A 20,367-nucleotide genomic window follows, 5' to 3' on the forward strand; every position below is an offset into this window, starting at 1 on the left:
GAGGGGCCCTTTTCGTTGTGCGGCGTTTGCGGTCGCGGGAAGGTTCAGGAGTTCAGGGCCGGCAGCAGCGCGCCGCGGGCCAGGAGCTTTTCGCATTCAGCGGCCGGCACGGGCCGGCTGGCCAGATAGCCCTGCATGCTCATGGGGCCCAGGCCGGCCAGGATGCGTCGCTGGGCCTCGGTCTCCACGCCCTCGGCCACGATGCGCAGGTTGAGGGTCCGGGCCATGGACACGATGGCCGTGACGATGGCCAGGCTGTCCTGGTCCTCGGTGATGTCGCGGATGAAGGAGCGGTCGATCTTGAGCCCGTCGATGGGCAGGCGCTTGAGGTACGACAGGGAAGAGTAGCCCGTGCCGAAGTCGTCGAGAAAGAAGGTCCCGCCTGCCGCCCGCAGGGAATTGAGGGTCGCCTCGGCCTTGGCCACGTCGCCCATGAGCATGGACTCGGTTATCTCGAAATACAGCCTGCCGGGCTGCAGTTCCGTGTCCGCGAGCACCTCGCCCAGCGTCTGGGCCAGCCCCGGTCCCGCAAACTGCCGCGAGGAGATGTTCACCGACATGCCCAGGTCGAAGCCCGCGTCCTGCCAGAGCCTGGCCTGGCGGGCAGCCGTGCGCAGGACCCATTCCCCGAGGGGCAGGATCAGACCCGAATCCTCGGCCAGGGGGATGAACTCGGCCGGGGAGACGAGGGTGTCGCCGTCGCGCCAGCGCACCAGTGCCTCGACCCCGACGATGCAGCCCGAGTCCATGCGCACCAGCGGCTGGTAGTGCAGCTCGAAACGCTCCCCTTCGATGGCCTTGCGCAGCTTCGATTCCAGGGAGATGCGTCGGTGCGCCGCGGCGTCCATCTCTGGCGTGAAGAACTGATAGTTGTTGCGGCCCAGGCTCTTGGCCCGGTACATGGCCATGTCGGCGTTCTTGATGAGCTTTCCGGCCTCGTTCCCGTCGTCCGGGGCGATGGTCACGCCCAGGCTCGCCGTTACGAAGAACTCCACGTCGCCGAGGCTGAAGGGCCGGCCCAGGGCCTCCAGGATGCGGGTCGCGATGTGGCTCACGCCTTCGACGCCGTCGACTTCCGGCAGCAGGATGAGGAACTCGTCCCCGCCCAGCCTGGCCAGGGTGTCGCCGGCGCGCAGGAGGCCTTCGAGGCGGCGCGAAAGATCGATCAGGAGAGCGTCGCCGGCGCCGTGGCCGAGGCCGTCGTTGATGTTCTTGAAGTTGTCCAGGTCCAGGAACAGCAGGGCCAGCTTTTCCCCGCTGCGTCCCAGCTGCGCCAGGGCCATGCGCAGCCGGTCGTCAAGCAGCATGCGGTTGGGCAGCCCGGTCAGGGCGTCGTGCTGGGCCTGGTATTTGAGGGCGTCCTCCTGGCTCTTGAGCTCCGTGATGTCGTGGAAGATGGACACGTAGTTGGTGGTCAGGCCGGCCTCGTTCTTCACGGCGCTGATGGTCAGCCATTCCGGGTAGGACTCCCCGTTCTTGCGGCGGTTCCAGATCTCCCCGGCCCAATGCCCGTCGTGGACCAGTTGGGTCCACATGTGATGGTAGAAGTGCTGGGGGTGGCGGTCGGACTTGAGGATGCGCGGGTTGTGCCCGATGGCCTCCTCGGCCGCGTACCCGGTGATGGCCGTGAACCCGGGGTTGACCTGCACGATCTGCCCCTTGGGGTCCGTGACTACGATGCCCTCGATGGTGTTCTCGAAGACCTTGTTGGCCAGCAGGAGCTTTTCCTCGGCGTCCTTGCGCGCCGAAATGTCGCGCACCACGACGAGGAAGAATTCGGGCCGGTCGCCATCGGCCCACAGGGCCGAGACGGTGACCATGCCCCAGAACAGGGACGCGTCCCTGCGCACGAGACGCACCTCCAGGGTGGTCTCCATGAGCCGTTCGGCGAGCAGGGTGTTCAGGGCCTCCTCAAGCATCCCGAGGTCGCGGGGGCGGACCAGGTCGCGCCAGGTCATGACGCTCAGCTCCCGCGCCGTGCAGCCCGTCAGCTCCCGGAACTTTTCGTTCACCTTGCAGAAGTTCCCCGTCATTCCGTCGATCTGCGCGACGCCCATGCCCGCCATTTCGAAAAAGACACGGAAGCTCCGCTCGCTGGCCGCCAGGGCCGCGGTCTGTTCCCGCACCTTCCGGCCCAGCCGCGCGTTGAAGAGAAAAAGAACGCCCGCCACGCAACTGCCGGCGCAGACGGCCGCCAGCAGGACGACCACCGAGACGCGGACCAGCCTCTCCCTTCTGGCCCGAACCTCGTCCTTGATCTCCGAATAGATGAACCCCGAGAGGTCGAGATTCCCCGAAACCATCCCCAGCCGGGCGTACGTCCCGGCCATCTGCCTCCAGCGTTCGGGGTTCATGTGGCCGATCTCGACGAGATCGGGCCTGACCAGCTCGCGCATGGCCTCGGCCTCGAAGAGGAGCTGTTCCTTGGGGATGTCCGGCGCGTACTTGGCGTGGATCAGGTCCACCATCTCCCCGGGGTGGGACATGGCGTAGGCCCAGCCTCGCCTGACGGCGCGCAGGAAGCCCTCCACGCCTTCGGGGTCTTCGCCGATGTGGCGTTCGGTCGTGACCAGGCAGTCCCCGTAAAAATCGACGCCGTAATTGATGGGCCGCATGACCAGGGGAGCCAGGCCCATGCGCCGCAGCAGGTACGGTTCACTGGTGATGTAGCCGCTCATGGCGTCGACGCGGCCCGCGGCAAGATCGTCCACGCTCCAGGAGTGGGGCACGACTTCAAAGGCGCCGGGCTTCATGCCCTCGGCCGCGATCATGGCCGAAATCTCCACGTCGAACCCAGGCGCGAACATGATCCGCTTGCCGAGCAGGTCGTGGGGCATGCCGATGCCCGAGCCGCGCACGGCCATGAGCATGTTCGGGGAATGCTGGAAAATGGCGGCCAGGACCACCAGCGGATCGCCATTGAGTCGCCGGAGCAGGACCGCCGGCGAATCCACGGCGAATTCGGCGCGGCCAGAGAGCAGGCTTTCGGCGGGCGCTACGCCGACAGAGCGCTCCAAGAAGGCGACATCGAGCCCTTCCTCTCGGAAATAGCCCTTCTCCAGGGCGGCGTAATAGCCGGCGAACTGAAACTGGTGACGCCACTTGAGCTGCAGCCTGACCTTCGGCGCGGCCCCAGCCCAGGCGGCCTCGCCTGTGGCCAGGGCTGTGAGGGCGAAGGCCAGGATCGCGGAAGCCGTGGCGGCGAGGAGGCCTCTCAGAAGGCGCGGGCGCGTACTACAACGTGTATGACATCGCATGACGAATGCCCTACCAGCAGAAATCGCGGGGTCAAGGGTCAATATGGCCCGACATCGCTCCCCATTTTTCAGATGACCGCCGGACCCATCCCGTGTACTCGGTGGTGCACCCAAGGAAACACGCACATGACCAACAACGACATCCTGCGCCGACTGCGCTACGCCCTGAACCTGGACAACGACGGCGTGCTGCGCCTTTTCGGCCTCGGCGGCCACTCCTTGAGCCACGGCGACCTGGACCTGCTGCTGAAAAAGGACGAGGAGCCCGGCTTCGTCGAGTGCCCCGACATCCTGCTGCTGGCCTTCCTCGACGGGCTCGTCGCCTCCCGCCGCGGCCCCCGCGACCAGGGGACGGCCGAGTCCGGGGAGCTGAACAACAACCTCGTCCTGCGCAAGGTGCGCATCGCCCTGGAGCTCAAGGACGCGGACATGCTGCGCATCCTGGAGGCCGGCGGCATGAAGGCCTCCAAATCGGAACTCTCGGCGCTCTTCCGAAACCCTTCGCACCGCAACTACATGCCGTGCCGCGACCAGCTGCTGCGCAGATTCCTGGCCGGCCTGGCCGCCATCTCACGGGAGGAGTTATGAGCCGCATCGGCACCACAGCCAGCCTGAAAATCATGAAACTGGTCACGGGCGGGGCGTTCCTCGACGGCGGCGATCTCGGCGAGGTCTTCATGCCCCGGCGGGAGCTGCCGGCGGGGGCCGCCGTCGGCGACGAGGTCACCGTCTTCCTGTACCGCGATTCCGAGGCGGTCCTGACGGGCACCACGGCCCGGCCCAGGGCCGAGCTGGGCCAGTGCGCCTTCATGAAGGTCGTGGCCGTGACCAAATCCGGCGTCTTCGTGGACTGGGGCCTGCCCAAGGATCTCTTCGTGCCGGCCTCGGAACAGTACAAGCCCCTGGAAGAGGGGCGCTCCTACGTCATCCTGGTCTACCTCGACGAACGCACCGGACGCCTGGCCGGGACGGCCAAGCTCCACTCCCACCTGAACGAGGACGGTTCGGGCTTCGTTCCGGGCCAGGAGGTGGACCTGCTCATCTGCGGCTTCTCGGACATCGGCTTCAAGGCCGTGGTCGACAACACGCACCTGGGCCTCATCTTCCGCGACGACGCGCCGGGCGAACTGCGCTACGGCCAGCGCGTCAGGGGCTACGTCAAGGCCGTGCGGCCCGACAACAAGCTTGACCTCTCCCTCCTGCCTCCCGGGCTGTCCGGCGTGGACATGCTCGCCGGGCGCATCGTCGAATACCTGCGCGCCAACGGCGGCGTTTGCCCGCTGACGGACAAGAGCCCCTCCGAACAGATCGCCGCCGCCTTCGGGACGAGCAAATCCGCCTTCAAGAAGGCCCTGGGCAGACTCTACAAGGACCGCAAGATCCGCCTGGAGCCCGACCGCATCGTGCTCATCGACTGAAGCCGAAAACGGCGCATGAATCCGGACAGTTGGAAACGCGGACATTGACAGCGCGGCGGTAAACAGGGATATCCTGAAAAGGGCGGTTCACCCGCCCGCAGGCACGAGCCGTGGGCTCATTTCACTGCAGCCTCAACATCCAGGATCCCCATGAACATCCTCATGTACTCCCACGACACCTACGGCCTGGGGCACATCCGCCGCTCCATGGCGCTGGCCCGGAACATCCGGGACGCCGGGGAGCACAACGTCGTCATCATCACGGGCTCGCCCATCGCCGGCCGCTTCGACTTCCCGCAGGGCATCGATTTCATCCGCGTGCCCGGCATGATCAAGCAGACCAACGACCTCTACGTGCCCCACTCCATCAAGGTCGAACCGGCCATGGCCCTGGGCATCCGCCAGGACATCATTCTGGCCACGGCCCGCAGGTTCGAACCCGCGCTCTTCCTGGTCGACAAGGCTCCTCTGGGCCTGAGGCGCGAGGTCGTGCCCACCCTGGAATGGCTGCGCCGGGAACGGCCCGAAACCCGGGTGGTCCTGGGCCTGCGGGACATCATGGACAGCGCCGCGAGCACCGTCGCCGAGTGGCGGGAGAAGCGCATCTACGAAGTCCTGGACAGGCTCTACTCCGAGATCTGGGTCTACGGCAGCCGCGACATCTACGATCCGATCCGCGAGTACGAGATTCCCGACAACATCGCCGCCAAGATGCACTTCACGGGCTACATCCCCCGGCAGATACCCCGCGCCCAGCACCGGCCCCGCATCCGCAGGTCCATGAGCGTCGCCCCGGACGACACCTTCGTGCTCGTCACCGCGGGCGGGGGCGGCGACGGGCGGAAGGTCGTGGACACGTACCTGACGATGCTCGAAACCCTGCCCCACCCGAAGCTCAAATCCATGATCGTGACCGGCCCCATGCTGGCCGAGGACGCCTACGACGAACTGGCGGCCAGGGCGCGCAGGCTGAAGGTGCGCATCTGCAAGTTCTACCGCAAGATGGAGAAGGCCATCCTGGCGGCCGACTGCGTCGTCTCCATGGGCGGCTACAACACCATGTGCGAGATCGTCGGGGCGGCGCGGCCGTCCCTGATCATCCCGCGCAGCGTGCCCCGCGAGGAGCAGATCATCCGGGCCCGCCTCTTCGCCGCCAGGGGGCTCCTGGAATTCATCCCCTGGGAAACCGTGGAACCGGCGCCCATGCTCGAATGCATCCTCAAACTCCTGCGCGACGGCCCCGTCTACGAAGCGGCCCTCGCCTCCTTCCCCATGACCGCCTTCGACACCATCAAATCGCGCATTCAGAGCTTCGGAGACCAGGCATGAACACAGCAAAGCCCGTCATGGGCATGGTCCTCAAAGGGTATCCCCGCATTTCCGAGACCTTCATCTCCAACGAGATCCGCCTGCTGGAGGAGGAAGGGCTGACGGTCCACATCTTCTCCATGCGGGCCCCCCGCGAAAACTTCACCCACAAGTCCGTGCAGGCCATCAAGGCGCGGGTGACCTACCTGCCCTCGGAATTCTGGGCCAACCTGCACCGCTTCCTGTGGCCCAACCTGAGCGCGGCCATCCTCCACCCCGGCGGGTACGCCCGCAGCTTCGCCCTGGCCTGCAGGCGCTTCCTGCGCAACCGCAACTTCCTGACCTTCAAGCACTTCTTTCAGGCCGCCTACCTGGTGCACCACGCCCGGGACCTGAACATGGCGCACCTGCACGCGCACTTCGCCCACAGCCCGACGTCCGTGGCCATGTTCGCCTCGGAGATCTGCGGCGTGCCCTTCAGCTTCACGGCCCACGCCAAGGACATCTACACCTCCGACGCCGTGCAGCTGGCCGAGAAGATCGACAAGGCCCGCTTCGTGGTGACCTGCACGAAGTACAACAAGGCCTTCCTGGAAAACCTGGTCGGGGGGCGCCACGAGATCCACTGCGTCTACCACGGCATCGACCTGGAGCTGTTCTTCGCCCACGCCGTCGAGCACACCCCGAAGCCGCCCTACACCTTCCTGACCATCGCCCGCATCGTCGAGAAGAAGGGCATCCCGGACATCCTCGCCGCCCTGGCCGTGCTGGCGCGCGAAGGCTTTCCCTTCCGCTACGTGCTCATCGGCAGCGGCGACGACAAGGAAGCGGTCAGGGGAAGGGTGCGCGAACTCGGCCTGGAGAATCATGTCGAACTGGCCGGGACCATGACCCACGAGCAGGTGCTGGAGCGCTTCCAGCACGCCGACTGCTTCGTCCTGGGCTGCAAGGTGGCGGCCAGCGGCGACCGCGACGGCATCCCCAACGTCATCGCCGAGAGCATGGCCCTGGGCGTGCCCGTCATCGGCACGCGGGTCTCGGGCATCCCGGAACTGGTCGACCACGAGGAAACGGGCCTGCTGGTCGACGCCGCGAACCCGCGGGAACTGGCCGACGCCCTGAAGCGCATCGTCACGGACCTCCCGCTGCGCCAGCGTGTCATCCCTGCGGCCAGGCAGCGCGTGACCGACGTTTTCGACAACAGGAAGCTGATCCGCGAGCTCGTGGCCCTCTATCGCGACCTGACGCACCTCTAGCCATGCGCATCGCCTACTACCCGACCTTCCGCTCCCTGGACCACCCCCGCTCCTCGGGCCTGGTGTCCATCGCCCGCGACGTGCGGGCGGCCATGGAGGCCGAGGGGCACGAGGTCTTCGTGCCCCTGTCCCGGACCACGGAGTGGATCTTCCTGCGGCCTTCGGAGTGGCCGGGGTCCCTGCTGGACGCCTGGCGGGCCGACCGGGAGGTCCGCAGCCGGAAACCCGACTGCTGGTTCACCTACCATACGTACTACCGCGGGCCCGACCCCTTCGGGCCGTTCATCGCCCGGCGCAACCGCCTGCCCTACTTCATCCTGGCCGGCTCCTACGCCACCAAGTACCGCAAGCGCCTGAAGACCTGGGCCGGGTTCCACCTGAACCGCATGGCCCTGGAGCGGGCCGACACGGTCTTCGTCAACAAGCTGCGCGACGTGGAGAACCTGGGCCGCCTGCTCGCGCCCGAGCGCATCTCCTACATCCGGCCCGGCATCCGCACCGCCAACTTCCCCCTGGCCCCGGAACGGGGAGCGGAGCTGCGCGCGAAGCTCGGACTTCTGCAGAAGCGCGTGGTGGTCACGGCGGCCATGATGCGCCCCGGCGTCAAGGAGGAGGGCATCGCCTTCGTCATCGACGCCTGCCGTGCGCTGACGGCCGAATTTCCCGACCTGCACCTCCTGGTCCTGGGCGACGGGGCGGCCCGGGCGCGGCTGGAGGAGCATGCCCGCACGGCCCTGCCCGGCGCGTGCACCTTCGCCGGCCGCGTCGCGCCCGCGGACATGCACGCCTGGTACCAGGCCGGCGACCTTTTCGCCTTCCCCGGCATCGGCGAGGCCCTGGGCATGGTCTACCTGGAGGCCCAGTGCTGCGGCCTGCCCGCCGTGGCCACGAGCCACGACGGCGCGCCCGAGGTCGTGGCCGACGGCGAGGCCGGTATCATCGTCCCGCCCTTCTCGCCGGACGCCTTTTCGGCGGCAGTGGGCACGCTGCTGCGCGACGCGGGGCTGCGCGAACGCCTGGGCCGCCAGGCCCGGGAGCGCGTCCTGCGCGTGCACGACATCACCGCCAACTACCGCGGCATGTTCGCGGTCATGGAAGACGTCTGCGCCCGGAGGCGGCCGTGAACGTCGTCGGCCTGCTGCGCCACGGCCCCACGGCCTGGAACAGGGAGAAACGCATCCAGGGCACGACGGACATCCCCCTGGACCCGGCCTTCGACCCGACGCCCTGGCTGCAGGCGCTGGACGCCCACGGCCCGTGGGACCGCGTCGTGACCAGCCCCCTGTCCCGGGCGCGGGAGACGGCCGGACTGCTTTTTCCCGGCCGCGAGCTCGAAATCGCCGCGGGCCTCATGGAGCAGGACTGGGGGGAATGGACGGGAATGACGGTCGCGGGGCTTCGCCGGGACTTCCCGGGCCGCATCGAGGCCCAGGAGGACCGGGCCTGGGATTTCACCCCGCCGGGCGGCGAGAACCGGCGCGAGGTCCTGGACCGGGTTCTGGCGGCCATCGCCGGGGCCGTTCGGGGTCGCGACGGCGAACGAATACTTCTGGTCACGCATCTCGGCGTCATCAAGATCGTCCTCAACCACCTCCTCGGCTCACCCTTCCTGCCGGGCGCCTCGGCCGCAGTCGCCAAGCGGGCCCTGCACCTGCTGGCCGCCGACGGGACTGGCCTGCGCATCCTCCAGACCAACGTGAGGCTTCCGTGAAGATCCTGCACTACACGCAATACGTGTTCGGCATCGGGCATCTGTTCCGCAGCATGGCCATCGACCGCGCCCTGGCGCCGCTGACGGTGGACCTCGTCACCGGCGGAGCGGAGGTGCCCATCCCCATGCCGGACAACGTGCGCCACCACGCCATGCCGGCCATCCGCATGGACGAGAGCTACGGCAGCGTTCTGGCCGTGGACCGGGAGCGCGACCTCGAGGACACGTGGCGGGAACGCGAGGCCATGCTTCTGGACCTCTTCCGCTCCCTGCGGCCCGACGTCCTGCTCATCGAGATGTTCCCCTTCGGACGCCGCGTCTTCGCCCGCGAGCTCCTGCCGCTGCTGCGCTGCAACCGCGAACTCCCCCGTCCGGCCGTGACCCTGTGCAGCCTGCGCGACATCCTCGTGGAGAAGAAGGACCAGGCCAAGTTCGAGAAACGGACCCTCGGCTGGCTCAACCCGTGGTTCGACGGCGTGCTGGTGCACTCGGACCCCGACCTCGTGCGCCTGGACCTGACCTTCTCCCGGGTGGCCGACATCGCCTGCCCGGTCTGGTACACCGGTTACGTGGCCGAGGGGCCAACCCTGCCCGACAGGGGCGCCGCCCGCTCGGCCCTGGGATTGCCCGCCGAGGGCACCGTCATCCTGGCCAGCGCCGGGAGCGGGACCATCATCCGCGACCTCCTGGACCCCATCATGGAGGCGTCCATCCTTCTCGCCCCCCGGCTGCCCCACAAGCTCCTCATGTTCACGGGCCCCAACGCCCCCCTGGAGGAGCGCCGCCGACTCGAAGAGCGCAGCCTGAGCCACCCCGACGCCACGGTCCGCGAATTCACCCCCCGATTCCCCGACCATGTCCTGGCCTGCGACCTGTCCGTCAGCCGCGGCGGCTACAACACGACCATGAACCTCCTGGCCTGCGGGGCCAGGGGGCTCATGCACCCCTACGGCCACGACCGCGAACAGCGCCTGCGCCTGGAGGCCCTGTCGGCCCTGGGCCACGTCGGCCTGCTGCGGGACGAGGACCTGGAGCCGTCCCGCCTCGCGGCCATCATGGAGCGCTCCCTGCGCGAGGAGCGCAGGCCCTCCGGTCCATTGCGCCTGGACGGGGACCGCGGGAGCGCGGAGATCATCCGCCGCCTGGCGGCCGCAAGGGGCTGACGCGGGACGTCCTCCCGACCGCCGCCGTGGAAGGAGATTCCGTGACGGCTGCGTTCTTCCTTGATTTTCGGGGCAGTTTCCGGATAGTACCGAAAATAGACGAGAATCGTTCTCAACTGCTTTCAGCTTCAGGAGCCACACCACAGGGGGCATATGAGCGTAGCGACCGACCGTCCCGACAGCGGGAAAATCTCCAGGCAGATCGTTCTGCCATGGGGGAAATCCCTGAGCATGGCGGTCAACAGCCTGCGCATCCGTTTTTTCCGCTCCATGGTGACCACCTTCAGCCTGGTCCTGGCCATCGCCTTCCTGGGGTTCACCCTGACGGGCTCGGCCGTGGCCCGCGAACTCTTCCGCCTCCACGGCGAGACGGCGCTGCCGCTGCTGACCTCGGCCGGATACGCCGTGGACGCCGCCGGCCACGGGCTTTCCGCCGGGGCCAAGGAGCTGTGGCTCATCGCCCTGTCCCTGCTGGTCTGCACCGTGGGCATCGTCAACGCCCAGCTCATGTCCGTCACCGAGCGCTTCCGCGAGATCGGCATCATGAAGTGCCTGGGCGCCCTGGACCGCATCATCCTGCGCCTGTTCCTGCTGGAGGCCCTCATCGTCGGCGTCGTCGGCTCCGGGGCCGGGGCGCTGCTGGGTCTGGCCGCGTCCCTGGCCGCCTCGCTGGTGCACTACGCCGCCCTGGATTTCTCGGGACTGAGCCTGGCTCCCCTGCTGGCCCAGGCGGGCAAGGCTTGGGCCACGGGCGTGGGGCTCTCGCTCCTGGGCGTGCTCTACCCGGCCATCCTCGCCGCCAAACTGCAACCGATCATCGTCATGAGGGAAGAACACTGATGGACAGGCACAGCATCGTCCGTGTGGTCGGCGTGACCAAGACCTTCACCCTGGGCAAGATGCCCGTGCAGGTCCTGCGCGGCGTGGACCTGGAGGTCGCGGCCGGGGAGTACCTGTCCATCATGGGGCCCTCGGGCTCGGGCAAGAGCACGCTCTTCAACATGATCGGCGGCCTGGACAAGCCCACCAGCGGCCGCGTCTTCATCGACGAGGTCGACATCTCCCAGCTCGACGCCTACGAGCTGGCGTGGCTCAGGAACCGCAAGATCGGGTACATCTTCCAGACCTTCAACCTCATCCCGGTCATGAGCGCCCTGGAGAACGTGACCCTGCCCATGATCTTCGCCGGCATGCAGAACGACCACGCCGTGGACAAGGGGCGCGCCCTGCTGGACCTGGTGGGCCTTGGCGAGCGATTCCTGCACAAGCCGGCCGAACTCTCGGGCGGACAGCAGCAGCGCGTGGCCATCGCCCGCGCCCTGGCCAACGACCCGGCCATCATCCTGGCCGACGAGCCCACGGGCAACCTCGACTCCTCCACGGGCGAGGAGATCATCGCCCTGCTGCAGAAGATGAGCGGCGAGCGCGGCGTGACCATCATCTCCGCGACCCACGACTTCAAGATGCTCAACGTCTCCGACCGCGTGGTCTGGATCCGCGACGGCCGCATCGACAGGATCGAGAACCGCGACGAGCTGAACATCTCCATCGGGACCATCCAGGAGCGACATGCGTCCGCGTAACCCCGGCATCGCCCTGCTGCTCCTGTGCCTCGCGATGGCCTGGACGCCCGCCCTGGCCGGGGTGGAAGAGCACCTGCGGGCCATCGCCTCGGTGCCGGACCGTTCCCTGGGCACGGCGGGCGAGGAGCGCACGGCCGAGTACGTGCGGAAGGTTTTCAAGGGGCTGCCGGACCATCTGAACGCCACCGTCGGCAGCCAGGACTTCATCACCCCCGTACGCGTCTTCGACGGCGCCTCCCTGTCCGTTGGCGGCGCAAGCCTCCCACTGCGTCCCCTCTTCGCCAACGCCCTGGCCCCCGAGAGCCTGGAGGCCGGGCACGAGGGCGGCCTCGTTTTCGTCGGCGAGGGGCGCCTCGAGGATTTCGACGGCAAGGACGTGGCCGGCAGCATCGTGCTCATGTACCTCGACTCGGGGGGCGGCTGGCTGCACGCCGCCAACCTCGGGGCCCGCGCCCTGATCTATCTCGACCGCGGGGGCGAGGCCGCGCCGCGTCTGCGCTTCCGCGACAAGGAGGAGCTCACGCCCGTGGACTTCCCGCGGTTCTGGGTCCGGGCCGAAGAGTTCGAGGCCGGGCTCGGCTCCCCGGCGGCCGTCTCGGGCCGCGTCGCGCGCCTGCAGGCCAGTGCGCGATGGGCCAAGGGCCGGAGCTCCAACGTCTGGTGCCTCATCCCGGGACGGGATTCTAAAGCGGCCGGAGAGCTGCTCGTGGTCGAGGCCTTCCTCGACGGCAGCCGCTACGTGCCTGGCCATGCCCCTGCCGCCGACGAGGCCGTGTCCCTGGCCACCCTGCTGCACATGGCCGACGGCTTCGCCGCCGCCCCCCCTCGGCGCACGACCCTGCTCCTGGCGACGTCGGGCCACGGCAACATGCTGGCCGGCCTGCGCGAGTCCGTGTGGGCCCTGACCGGCAAGAAAAAGGATATCGACGCGGAGCTGGAGGGCATGGAGGCGCGCGGCGCCGACGCCCGGTCCACGGCCGCCCTGCTGGAACAGGGGCGGCTCCACGGCGGCCCGCCCGCCGAGGACGCCCTGGTCCTGGCGGCCATCCAGACGGAGATCCGCAACGAGGTCGAACGCATCAACATCGCCCTGCGCCTGGCGCGCAAGGACGCGGAAGCCAACGCCGCCCGCATCAAGGAACTGGCCGCCCGCAAGCTCCTGCTCCGGCGCATAGGCTGGGAGGGCTCCTTCGCGCTGCTGGACGCACAGGCCCAGGAAGCGGTGCGCGGCTTCGTCCCCGCCGCCCTGGAGCACGCCCGGCGCTTGGCCGCGGACATCGACGACCGCCTGGCCGCCCTGCGCTCGGCCCTGAAGCTGAACAAAGCCGTCGACGGCAGGCGCGTGGCCGCGGCCGTGTCCCTGCACCTGTCCTCCCACGGCAACGCCGTCGGCAGCGTCGACGACGGCTGGCTCTTCCGCCTGACCCCGTCCGTGAACCGCGCCAAGCTCTACGCCAACATCCGGCCTGTCCTCGACGAGGGGGCCGCGGGCCGGGCCGTGGCCTACCGGGACCTCCTGGGTGGAGCCGGCCGCAAACAGTGGTTCAACAACTTTCCCGACCAGCCGCCCATGGGCGGCGAGGTCACGGCCCTGGCCGGCATGCCCGGCTTCACCCTGGCCACCCTGAACGACATGCGCCCTGCCTGGGGCACGCCCTACGACACCCTTGAACACGTCGACGCCGAGCGTGTCCGCGTCCAGGCCGACCTGGTCGAGGGCATGCTCCGCGCACTGGACCGGGCCGCGCTGCCCGAAGCCTCGCAGAAGGGGGCCAACGGCTTCTCCATCCTGGCCGGGCGGGCCAACTTCCTGCGCCAGGGCGAGCTGTTCGCCGAGCAGGAGGCCGAGAACGCCCTGCTGCAGGTCTACCAGGACCAGCAGTTTTCCCTGGCCTGGGTCGACAGCCTGGGCCGCTTCCGCGTGCCGGGCCTGGCCGACAAGAAGCACTCCTTCGGCAAGGCCATCGTCGAGGGCTACCGCTTCGAGCCGGGGTCCAACACGGCCGCCTGGGCCATCGACAAGGAGGCCACCGGCAAGGACCGCTACCGCGTCAAGCTCGGACGCGGACTGACCGAGACGGACCTGATCATGTTCGGCTGCGCCCAGTCGACCATCTTCCAGCTGCGCGACGCGCGCAGCCTGAACCCGCTGACGCGCCTGAACCTCATCGACGCCCGTACGGACACCGAGCCCCTGCGCTACTGGTACAGCCGCATCGACACCAGGCAGTCAACCCTGTGCAGCCTCTTTCTGGAGCCGGACACGCCCTTCAAGGCCACCCTTTCGGACACGGTCCTGCAGCGCAAGCTCCTGCTGCTGAACAACGGACCCGAAGACATGCTCGGGACCGGCTTCACGGCAGCGGACACTCCGGCCGTCCGACACACCTCCCTCCAGGCGGCCCGCGACATGGTCAACCTCGTGACCCCGCGCGTCGAGAACCTGGAGAGCCACTCCATCGTCAATCAGCGCATCCGCCAGCTCCTGGGGCAGGCCCAGGAGCACCTGCGGCTGGCCCTGGAGGCGCAGGCGAACCTCGCCCACAGCGCGTCGGACCAACACGCCCGCTCCTGCCTGTCCCTCATCTCGCGGGTCTACAACGACGTGGAGCGGACGCAGAAGGACGTGCTGGGCGGCGTGCTCTTCTACATCGCCCTTTTCGTGCCCTTCGCCTACTGCCTGGAGCGCCTGCTCTTCGCCCACGTCTCCATCCACAAGCGAATCGGCGCCTTCCTGGGGCTGCTGGCCGTGGTCATCGGCATCATCTACTCCGTGCACCCGGCCTTCGAACTGACCTACAGCCCCCTTGTGGTTGTCCTGGCCTTCTTCATCCTGGGGCTCTCCCTGCTTGTCTCCCTCATCCTCTTCACGCGCTTCGAGCAGGAGATGAAAAACCTGCAGCGCAGGGCCATGGTCTCGCGCGACCAGGCCATCTCCCTGTGGAAGGCCTTCGTGGCCGCCTTCTCCATCGGCGTGACCAACCTGCGCCGGCGCAAGGTGCGTACTGGCCTGACCTGCGCGACCCTGATCATCCTGACCTACACGCTGCTCAACTTCACCACCGTGCGCCACTCCCTGGATCAGGGCGCGGTCCGGTTCAGCCCGGCCTCGCCGTACCAGGGCGTCATGCTCAAGGCCCTGGAATGGAGATCGCTGCCGGGCGAGCTGGACCGGGAGATCGCAGCCATGACCGGGCAGCCGGCCATGGCGCGCCGCGTCTGGTGGGAGACCCAGGACCGGACGCGGCCGCCGGCCATCCCCATCCGTTTCGGGGACCGCGAAACCGTGGCCGACGCCATGGTCGGCCTGGACCCCGAGGAGGCGGAACTGGCCGCCGGGCGCACGGTGATGATCAGGGGCGGCTGGCTCGACGCCGCCGGGGGACGCCAGGTCCTGCTGCCCGAAAACATGGCCCGTGACCTGGGCATCGAGGATCTGGAGGGCGGGCCGGAGGTGACCATCTGGGGCATACCCTTCACCGTGAAGGGCGTCTTCGACGGCAGAAGCCACGACCAGGCCCTGGATCTGGACGGCGAGCCCCTGACCCCCGTTGTCTACCCCAACGAGACCTCGTCGGAGCTGAGCGAAGCCGAAGCCGAGGCCGCCGAATCGGGACAGGACGTGGCCACCATGTCCAGCCGCTATCAGCATGTGGGGGGAGAACGGACGGTCATCATCCCGGCCGGGACCCTGCTGCAGGCCGGCGGCACGCTGAAGAGCCTGGCCATGGCCCCGGCGGCCGCCCTGCACCACGGCAACCTCTCGGCCCGGATGGCCGACCGCTACCAGCTGCTCCTCTTTCACGGGGAAGGACAGGGGAAGGGGAGCACATGGCTGCACTATTCCTCCAGCAGCCTGTCGTACGGCGGCATGGGCAACGTGCTGATCCCCTCGGTCATCGCCATCCTCATCGTGCTGAACACCATGGTCGGCAGCGTGGTCGAACGGAAGCGCGAGATCGCGGTCTACACATCCGTCGGCCTGGCCCCGCCCCACGTGTCGTCCCTCTTCATCGCCGAGGCCCTGGCCTTCGGGGTCATCAGCGCGGTCACCGGCTACCTGGCGGCGCAGGTGGCGGCGCATTTCCTGGCCGGGACGCCCATCTGGGCGGGGATGACGGCCAACTATTCGTCCCTGGCCGGGGTCGGGGCCATGCTCACGGTCATGGCCGTCGTCCTGCTCTCGGTCATCTACCCCTCGCGGGTGGCCGCGCACATCGCCATCCCCGACGTGACCCGGACCTGGAAGCTGCCCGCCCCGGAAGGGTCGACCCTGGTGGTGACGCTGCCCTTCCTGATCAAGATCCACGAACAGGAGTGCGCCGGCGGGTTCCTGGCCGAGTACTACCTGGCCCACGCGGACATCTCCCACGGCCTCTTCTCCACCGCGGACCTCGAAGTGGAGTACGCCTGCCCCATCGGCATGACGGCCGACGAGCACCCGGAATGCTTCGACATCTCCTTCAGGGCCTGGCTCGCGCCCTTCGATTTCGGCATCCGCCAGCGCGCGTCCATCATCTCCTGTCCCTCGCCGGACTACCCGGGGTTCCTGGAGGTGCGCATCACCCTGACCCGCGAGGCCGGCGAGAAGAACGCCTGGCTGCGCCTGTGCAGGACATTCCTCAACGACCTGCGCAAGCAGCTCCTCATCTGGCGTTCCCTCGACGCCCCCGAGAAGGAAAAATTCGAACTCTTCATGCAGGAACGCATGAACCGCAAGGGAGCCGCCTCATGACGCACACCATCCGCCCGCGGGCCTTCTTGAGCGGCCTGACCCTCGGCGTGGCCTTCTGCGCGGTGACGCCTTTCGCCAACAGCTACCTGCGCGCCACGCCCCTGGCCGGCGGGCATTTCCCCCTGGCGGCCTTTTTCGCCTTCTTCGCCTCGGCCGTGATCCTGTCCCTGCTGGCCAAGGTCACGCGGCGCGCACCGCTTCTGACCGGCATGGAGCTGCTCGCAGCCTGGGCGCTGATGGTCGTGGTTTCGGGCATCGGCTTCACCGGCCTGGCGCGGACCTTCTTCATCAACATCACGGCCCCGGCGCATTTCGCCGACGCGTCCAACAACTGGGCCGACCTCCTGCCGCTGCTGCCCGAGGCCCTCTACCCCCGCAACGCCACCGCCCTCGAAGCCCTGTACGGCGGCCTGCCGGACAAGGCCGGGCTTTCGGTCATGCAGACCCTGGAGCGCATCCCGTGGTCCTTCTGGCTGCCCGTCCTGGGAGCCTGGAGCGTCTTCATCCTCCTGGCCTACGCCACGCTCTTCTGCCTGGCGAGCCTGTTCACGACGCAGTGGGTGGTCAACGAGCGCATCAACTTCCCCCTGCTGCAGATGCCGAAGCTCCTGGCCGAAGCCTACGACCAGCAGCGCCTCTTCTCCTTCCTGGGGGACCCGTTCCTGCTCTGCGGCCTGTGCGTGCCCGTCTTCATCCACACCCTGGGGGGACTGGCGGCCCATTTCCCGACGGTCCCCGCGCTGCCCACGGAACTTCTGGCCGGGTCCTATTTCCCGGCCACAGGGTTCCTCTCGGGCTTCCAGAAGCTCAAGATCTTCATCTACCCGGCCTTCATCGGCTTCGCCTTCATCGCCACACGCCAGGTGTCGTTGAGTTTCTGGCTGTTCTTCCTCCTGGCCGGGCTCCTGACCGGAATCCTGCAGGCCAGCGGGGTGCAGATCCCGGATTCGGCCCTGGGCACCCTCTTCGGCCCAGTAATCTCCCGCCCCGAGGAGACCCAGGTCATCGGCGCCTCCATCGTCTTCTTCTGCTTCATGATCTGGCTGGCCCGCGAGTTTCTGCTGGACACGGCCAGGCAGTGCCTGCGGCCCGACCCCGAGACGGGCGGCGCCGGGTGGCTCTCGCCGCGGGCGTCCATGCTGGGGGCCGTGGCCGGGATGGCCGCCCTGTGCGCCTGGTCGGCGTTCTGGGGCATGGGCCTTTCGGCCTCGATCATGCTCTACGCCGCCTTCTTCACGGTCATGCTCGTGGTGGCCAAACTCGTCTGTCAGGGCGGCATCCCCTACGCGTCCCTGAACACGGCCCCGTCGGACGCGGCCCTGTCCCTTTTCGGCTCGAAGCCCTTCGGGACCGTGGGCCTGGTGCTCGGCATGAGCCTACAGAAGATGCTTTTCGTGGACGTACGCGAGTCCCTGCTGCCTTCCCTCGTGCACGCCGGCAAAATCTCCGAGACCATGCGGCGGCGCCGACTCATGGGCCTGGCCATCGCCGCGGCCCTCGTCCTGGCAGTGGCGGCATCCTTCCTGGGCATGCTCTACATCTGCCACCGCCACGGCATCCAGGAACTGGACATGGACTGGGCGACCCGCACGACGCAAAACGTGTACGCCAACTCCCGCCGCCTGCTGGAGGCCGCCCACACCCCCGACAACTGGATCCTGTCCTTCATCCTCGTCGGGGCGGTGGTGATGCTCGCGCTGGTCCTGTGCTACTACCTCTTCCCGTGGTGGCCCATCCACCCCATCGGGTACATGCTGGCCTTCAGCTCCTCCATGCGCATCCTGTGGTTCAGCTTCCTGGTAGGCTGGGCCTGCAACACGCTCTGCCTGCGCTACGGGGGGACCTTCCTCTACCGACGCGTGCGGCTCATCTTCATCGGGCTGATCATCGGCGACTTCTGCATGGGCGCCTTCTGGGCCATGATCAGCCACAAAACCGGAATCAGCTACCTGGTTCTGCCATCCTGAGAAGGCCATGTACGACGACCGCGAACTCAAGGAATACCGGGACCTGCTGAAGCCCCCGAGCCATTTCGAGGAAGGCTTCGACTGGAAGACCGTCGTCGGGGCCATCTTCATCGGCTTTCTGATGATGCCGGGGTCCATGTACCTGCAGCTGGTGCTCGGCACGGGCATCGGCCCGGCGGCGCGCTGGGTGACCATCATCCTCTTCGCAGAGGTCGCCAAGCGCTCCTACTCGGAACTCAGGCAGCAGGAGATCTTCCTGCTCTACTACATGGCCGGGGCGGCCCTGGCCTCGCCCTTCCAGGGCCTGCTCTGGAACCAGTACCTCATCCAGTCCGACGCGGCCCAGATGCTCGGGCTGACGGAGTACATACCGGCCTGGGTGGCGCCGGCCCTGGATTCGGCCTCCTACGCGGAGCGGACCTTCCTGCACCGGGACTGGTTCGTGCCCGTGCTGCTCATGTGCGGGGCGCTGATCATCCAGCGCGTGGACCAGTTCGGCCTGGGCTACGCCCTGTACCGGTTGACGTCCGACGTCGAGAAACTGCCCTTCCCCATGGCTCCCGTGGCCGCCCTGGGCACCATGGCCCTGGCCGAGTCCACCGAGGACCGCAAGGACAGCTGGAAGTGGCGCGTCTTCTCCATCGGCGCCATGATCGGGCTGGCCTTCGGTTTCTTCTACGTGCTGCTGCCGGCCCTGTCGGGCCTCTTTTTCACGGAGCCCATCCGCCTCATCCCCATCCCCTGGCTGGACCTGACGCGCAACACCGAGGGCTTCCTGCCCGCCGTGGCCACGGGCATCCAGCTGGACCTGGGCCTGATCTTCATCGGCATGGTCCTGCCCTTCTGGGCCGTCATCGGCGGCTTCGTGGGGCTCATCATCACCATCGTGGCCAACCCCATCCTGTACTCATCGGGCATCCTGCACCGCTGGCACCCGGGCATGGGCACCGTGGACACGGTCTTCTCCAACAGCTTCGACTTCTACATGAGCTTCGGCATCGGCCTGGGCCTGGCCATCGGCCTCATCGGCTTCTGGCAGGTGGCCAGGTCGTTCCGGCGGCAGACCGGGGAGCGGCTCAACTTCGCGGCCCTCTTCTCCCCGCCCCCGGGGCGCGGCGACATCTCCATCTGGCTGTCGCTCGGGATCTACGTCTTCTCGACCCTGTCCTACGTGGCCTTCTGCGTCTGGCTGGTGCCGAGCTTCCCGTGGATATTCTTCCTGCTCTACGGGTTCATCTACACGCCCTTCATCTCCTACATCACGGCGCGCATGGAGGGCATCGCCGGCCAGTACGTGAGCCTGCCCCTGGTGCGCGAGGCCAGCTTCATCGCCGGGGCCAAGTACTTCGGCTACCACGGCATCGAGATCTGGTACGCGCCCATCCCCATGCACAATTACGGCGAGGCCACGGTGGGCTTCCGCCAGATCGAGCTGACGGGCACGAGCCTGCGGGGCATCATCAAGGCCGAGTTCGTGACCCTGCCCATCGTGCTCATCGCCTCCCTGCTCTTCTCGCAGTTCCTGTGGCGGCTGGCGCCCATCCCCTCGGCCAGCTACCCCTACGCCCAGGAGCTGTGGCACCTGCAGGCCCTGAACACGCTGCTCATGCAGACGGCCACCCTGGAGGGCAACTCGCTCTTCTTCCAGGCCCTGAATTCGGTCTATGTCTCGTGCGGGGTGTTCTTCGGCGTGCTGGCCTACGCCGTGCTGAGCTTCATCGGCCTTCCGGTGCTGCTCGTCTACGGCGTGGTGCGGGGACTGGGGCAGTCGACGCCCCACGGTCTGATCCTGGAACTGGCGGGCGCCCTGCTCGGGCGGTACTATTTCCTGAAGAAGTTCGGGACGCGCTGGCGTCAGTACGCCCCGGTCCTGCTGGCGGGGTTCTCCTGCGGCATGGGTCTGTCGGGCATGTTCGCCATGGGCTGTACGCTCATCCTCAAGTCATTGAACAGGCTACCGTATTGAGGC

13 protein-coding genes are annotated in these 20,367 nt (G+C 67.8%); 12 read left to right on the forward strand and 1 reads right to left on the reverse strand.

The features are described from left to right. Positions 1-44: 44 nt before the first annotated feature. On the reverse strand, positions 45-3,257 hold the full coding sequence (locus ACZ5AC_RS07400; protein WP_464250307.1) for an EAL domain-containing protein: 3,213 nt from the start codon (positions 3,255-3,257) through the stop codon (positions 45-47). A gap of 126 nt (positions 3,258-3,383) precedes the next feature. Between ACZ5AC_RS07400 and ACZ5AC_RS07405 the strand changes: the two genes are divergently transcribed. From ACZ5AC_RS07405 to ACZ5AC_RS07460, 12 genes are all read left to right on the forward strand, one after another. After that, positions 3,384-3,845, forward strand: coding sequence for a YehS family protein (locus ACZ5AC_RS07405; protein WP_464250308.1), 462 nt, complete (start codon positions 3,384-3,386; stop codon positions 3,843-3,845). Further along, positions 3,842-4,675 (forward strand): CvfB family protein, encoded by an 834-nt coding sequence (locus ACZ5AC_RS07410; protein ID WP_464250309.1) that lies wholly within the window; start codon positions 3,842-3,844, stop codon positions 4,673-4,675. Before ACZ5AC_RS07405 ends, ACZ5AC_RS07410 begins: the two co-directional genes overlap by 4 nt. Positions 4,676-4,825: 150 nt before the next feature. Beyond that, entirely contained in the window at positions 4,826-6,004 is a 1,179-nt protein-coding gene (locus ACZ5AC_RS07415) for a glycosyltransferase family protein (protein ID WP_464250310.1), read from the forward strand. Beyond that, positions 6,001-7,239 (forward strand): glycosyltransferase family 4 protein, encoded by a 1,239-nt coding sequence (locus ACZ5AC_RS07420; protein ID WP_464250311.1) that lies wholly within the window; start codon positions 6,001-6,003, stop codon positions 7,237-7,239. The genes ACZ5AC_RS07415 and ACZ5AC_RS07420 overlap by 4 nt, the downstream gene beginning before the upstream one ends. A gap of 2 nt (positions 7,240-7,241) precedes the next feature. Next, a complete protein-coding gene (locus ACZ5AC_RS07425) occupies positions 7,242-8,363 on the forward strand; it encodes a glycosyltransferase family 4 protein (RefSeq protein WP_464250312.1) in 1,122 nt (373 codons plus the stop codon). Further along, positions 8,360-8,950 (forward strand): histidine phosphatase family protein, encoded by a 591-nt coding sequence (locus ACZ5AC_RS07430; RefSeq protein ID WP_464250313.1) that lies wholly within the window; start codon positions 8,360-8,362, stop codon positions 8,948-8,950. The genes ACZ5AC_RS07425 and ACZ5AC_RS07430 overlap by 4 nt, the downstream gene beginning before the upstream one ends. After that, complete coding sequence (locus ACZ5AC_RS07435) at positions 8,947-10,113, forward strand: glycosyltransferase family protein (RefSeq protein ID WP_464250314.1); 1,167 nt, start codon at positions 8,947-8,949, stop codon at positions 10,111-10,113. Before ACZ5AC_RS07430 ends, ACZ5AC_RS07435 begins: the two co-directional genes overlap by 4 nt. Before the next feature lie 153 nt (positions 10,114-10,266). Then, positions 10,267-10,953 (forward strand): ABC transporter permease, encoded by a 687-nt coding sequence (locus ACZ5AC_RS07440; protein ID WP_464250315.1) that lies wholly within the window; start codon positions 10,267-10,269, stop codon positions 10,951-10,953. Further along, positions 10,953-11,696 (forward strand): ABC transporter ATP-binding protein, encoded by a 744-nt coding sequence (locus ACZ5AC_RS07445; RefSeq protein WP_464250316.1) that lies wholly within the window; start codon positions 10,953-10,955, stop codon positions 11,694-11,696. The genes ACZ5AC_RS07440 and ACZ5AC_RS07445 overlap by 1 nt, the downstream gene beginning before the upstream one ends. Beyond that, complete coding sequence (locus ACZ5AC_RS07450) at positions 11,683-16,431, forward strand: FtsX-like permease family protein (protein WP_464250317.1); 4,749 nt, start codon at positions 11,683-11,685, stop codon at positions 16,429-16,431. The genes ACZ5AC_RS07445 and ACZ5AC_RS07450 overlap by 14 nt, the downstream gene beginning before the upstream one ends. After that, the gene (locus ACZ5AC_RS07455) at positions 16,428-18,398 is read left to right on the forward strand and encodes a DUF6785 family protein (protein WP_464250318.1); all 1,971 of its coding nucleotides are present in this window, start codon (positions 16,428-16,430) and stop codon (positions 18,396-18,398) included. The genes ACZ5AC_RS07450 and ACZ5AC_RS07455 overlap by 4 nt, the downstream gene beginning before the upstream one ends. 7 nt (positions 18,399-18,405) lie before the next feature. Continuing rightward, a complete protein-coding gene (locus ACZ5AC_RS07460) occupies positions 18,406-20,364 on the forward strand; it encodes an OPT family oligopeptide transporter (protein ID WP_464250319.1) in 1,959 nt (652 codons plus the stop codon). The last annotated feature ends 3 nt before the right edge of the window (positions 20,365-20,367 follow it).

The sequence above is a fragment of the Desulfomicrobium aestuarii genome (assembly GCF_055385525.1).

What these genes read in the sequence shown, in the direction of transcription:
- ACZ5AC_RS07400 (WP_464250307.1), bottom strand. Translation starts at nt 3,257, where the DNA reads ATGCGATGTCATACACGTTGTAGTACGCGCCCGCGCCTTCTGAGAGGC.
- ACZ5AC_RS07415 (WP_464250310.1), top strand. Translation starts at nt 4,826, where the DNA reads ATGAACATCCTCATGTACTCCCACGACACCTACGGCCTGGGGCACATC.
- ACZ5AC_RS07420 (WP_464250311.1), top strand. Translation starts at nt 6,001, where the DNA reads ATGAACACAGCAAAGCCCGTCATGGGCATGGTCCTCAAAGGGTATCCC.
- ACZ5AC_RS07440 (WP_464250315.1), top strand. Translation starts at nt 10,267, where the DNA reads ATGAGCGTAGCGACCGACCGTCCCGACAGCGGGAAAATCTCCAGGCAG.
- ACZ5AC_RS07405 (WP_464250308.1), top strand. Translation starts at nt 3,384, where the DNA reads ATGACCAACAACGACATCCTGCGCCGACTGCGCTACGCCCTGAACCTG.
- ACZ5AC_RS07460 (WP_464250319.1), top strand. Translation starts at nt 18,406, where the DNA reads ATGTACGACGACCGCGAACTCAAGGAATACCGGGACCTGCTGAAGCCC.
- ACZ5AC_RS07450 (WP_464250317.1), top strand. Translation starts at nt 11,683, where the DNA reads ATGCGTCCGCGTAACCCCGGCATCGCCCTGCTGCTCCTGTGCCTCGCG.
- ACZ5AC_RS07455 (WP_464250318.1), top strand. Translation starts at nt 16,428, where the DNA reads ATGACGCACACCATCCGCCCGCGGGCCTTCTTGAGCGGCCTGACCCTC.
- ACZ5AC_RS07425 (WP_464250312.1), top strand. Translation starts at nt 7,242, where the DNA reads ATGCGCATCGCCTACTACCCGACCTTCCGCTCCCTGGACCACCCCCGC.
- ACZ5AC_RS07410 (WP_464250309.1), top strand. Translation starts at nt 3,842, where the DNA reads ATGAGCCGCATCGGCACCACAGCCAGCCTGAAAATCATGAAACTGGTC.
- ACZ5AC_RS07445 (WP_464250316.1), top strand. Translation starts at nt 10,953, where the DNA reads ATGGACAGGCACAGCATCGTCCGTGTGGTCGGCGTGACCAAGACCTTC.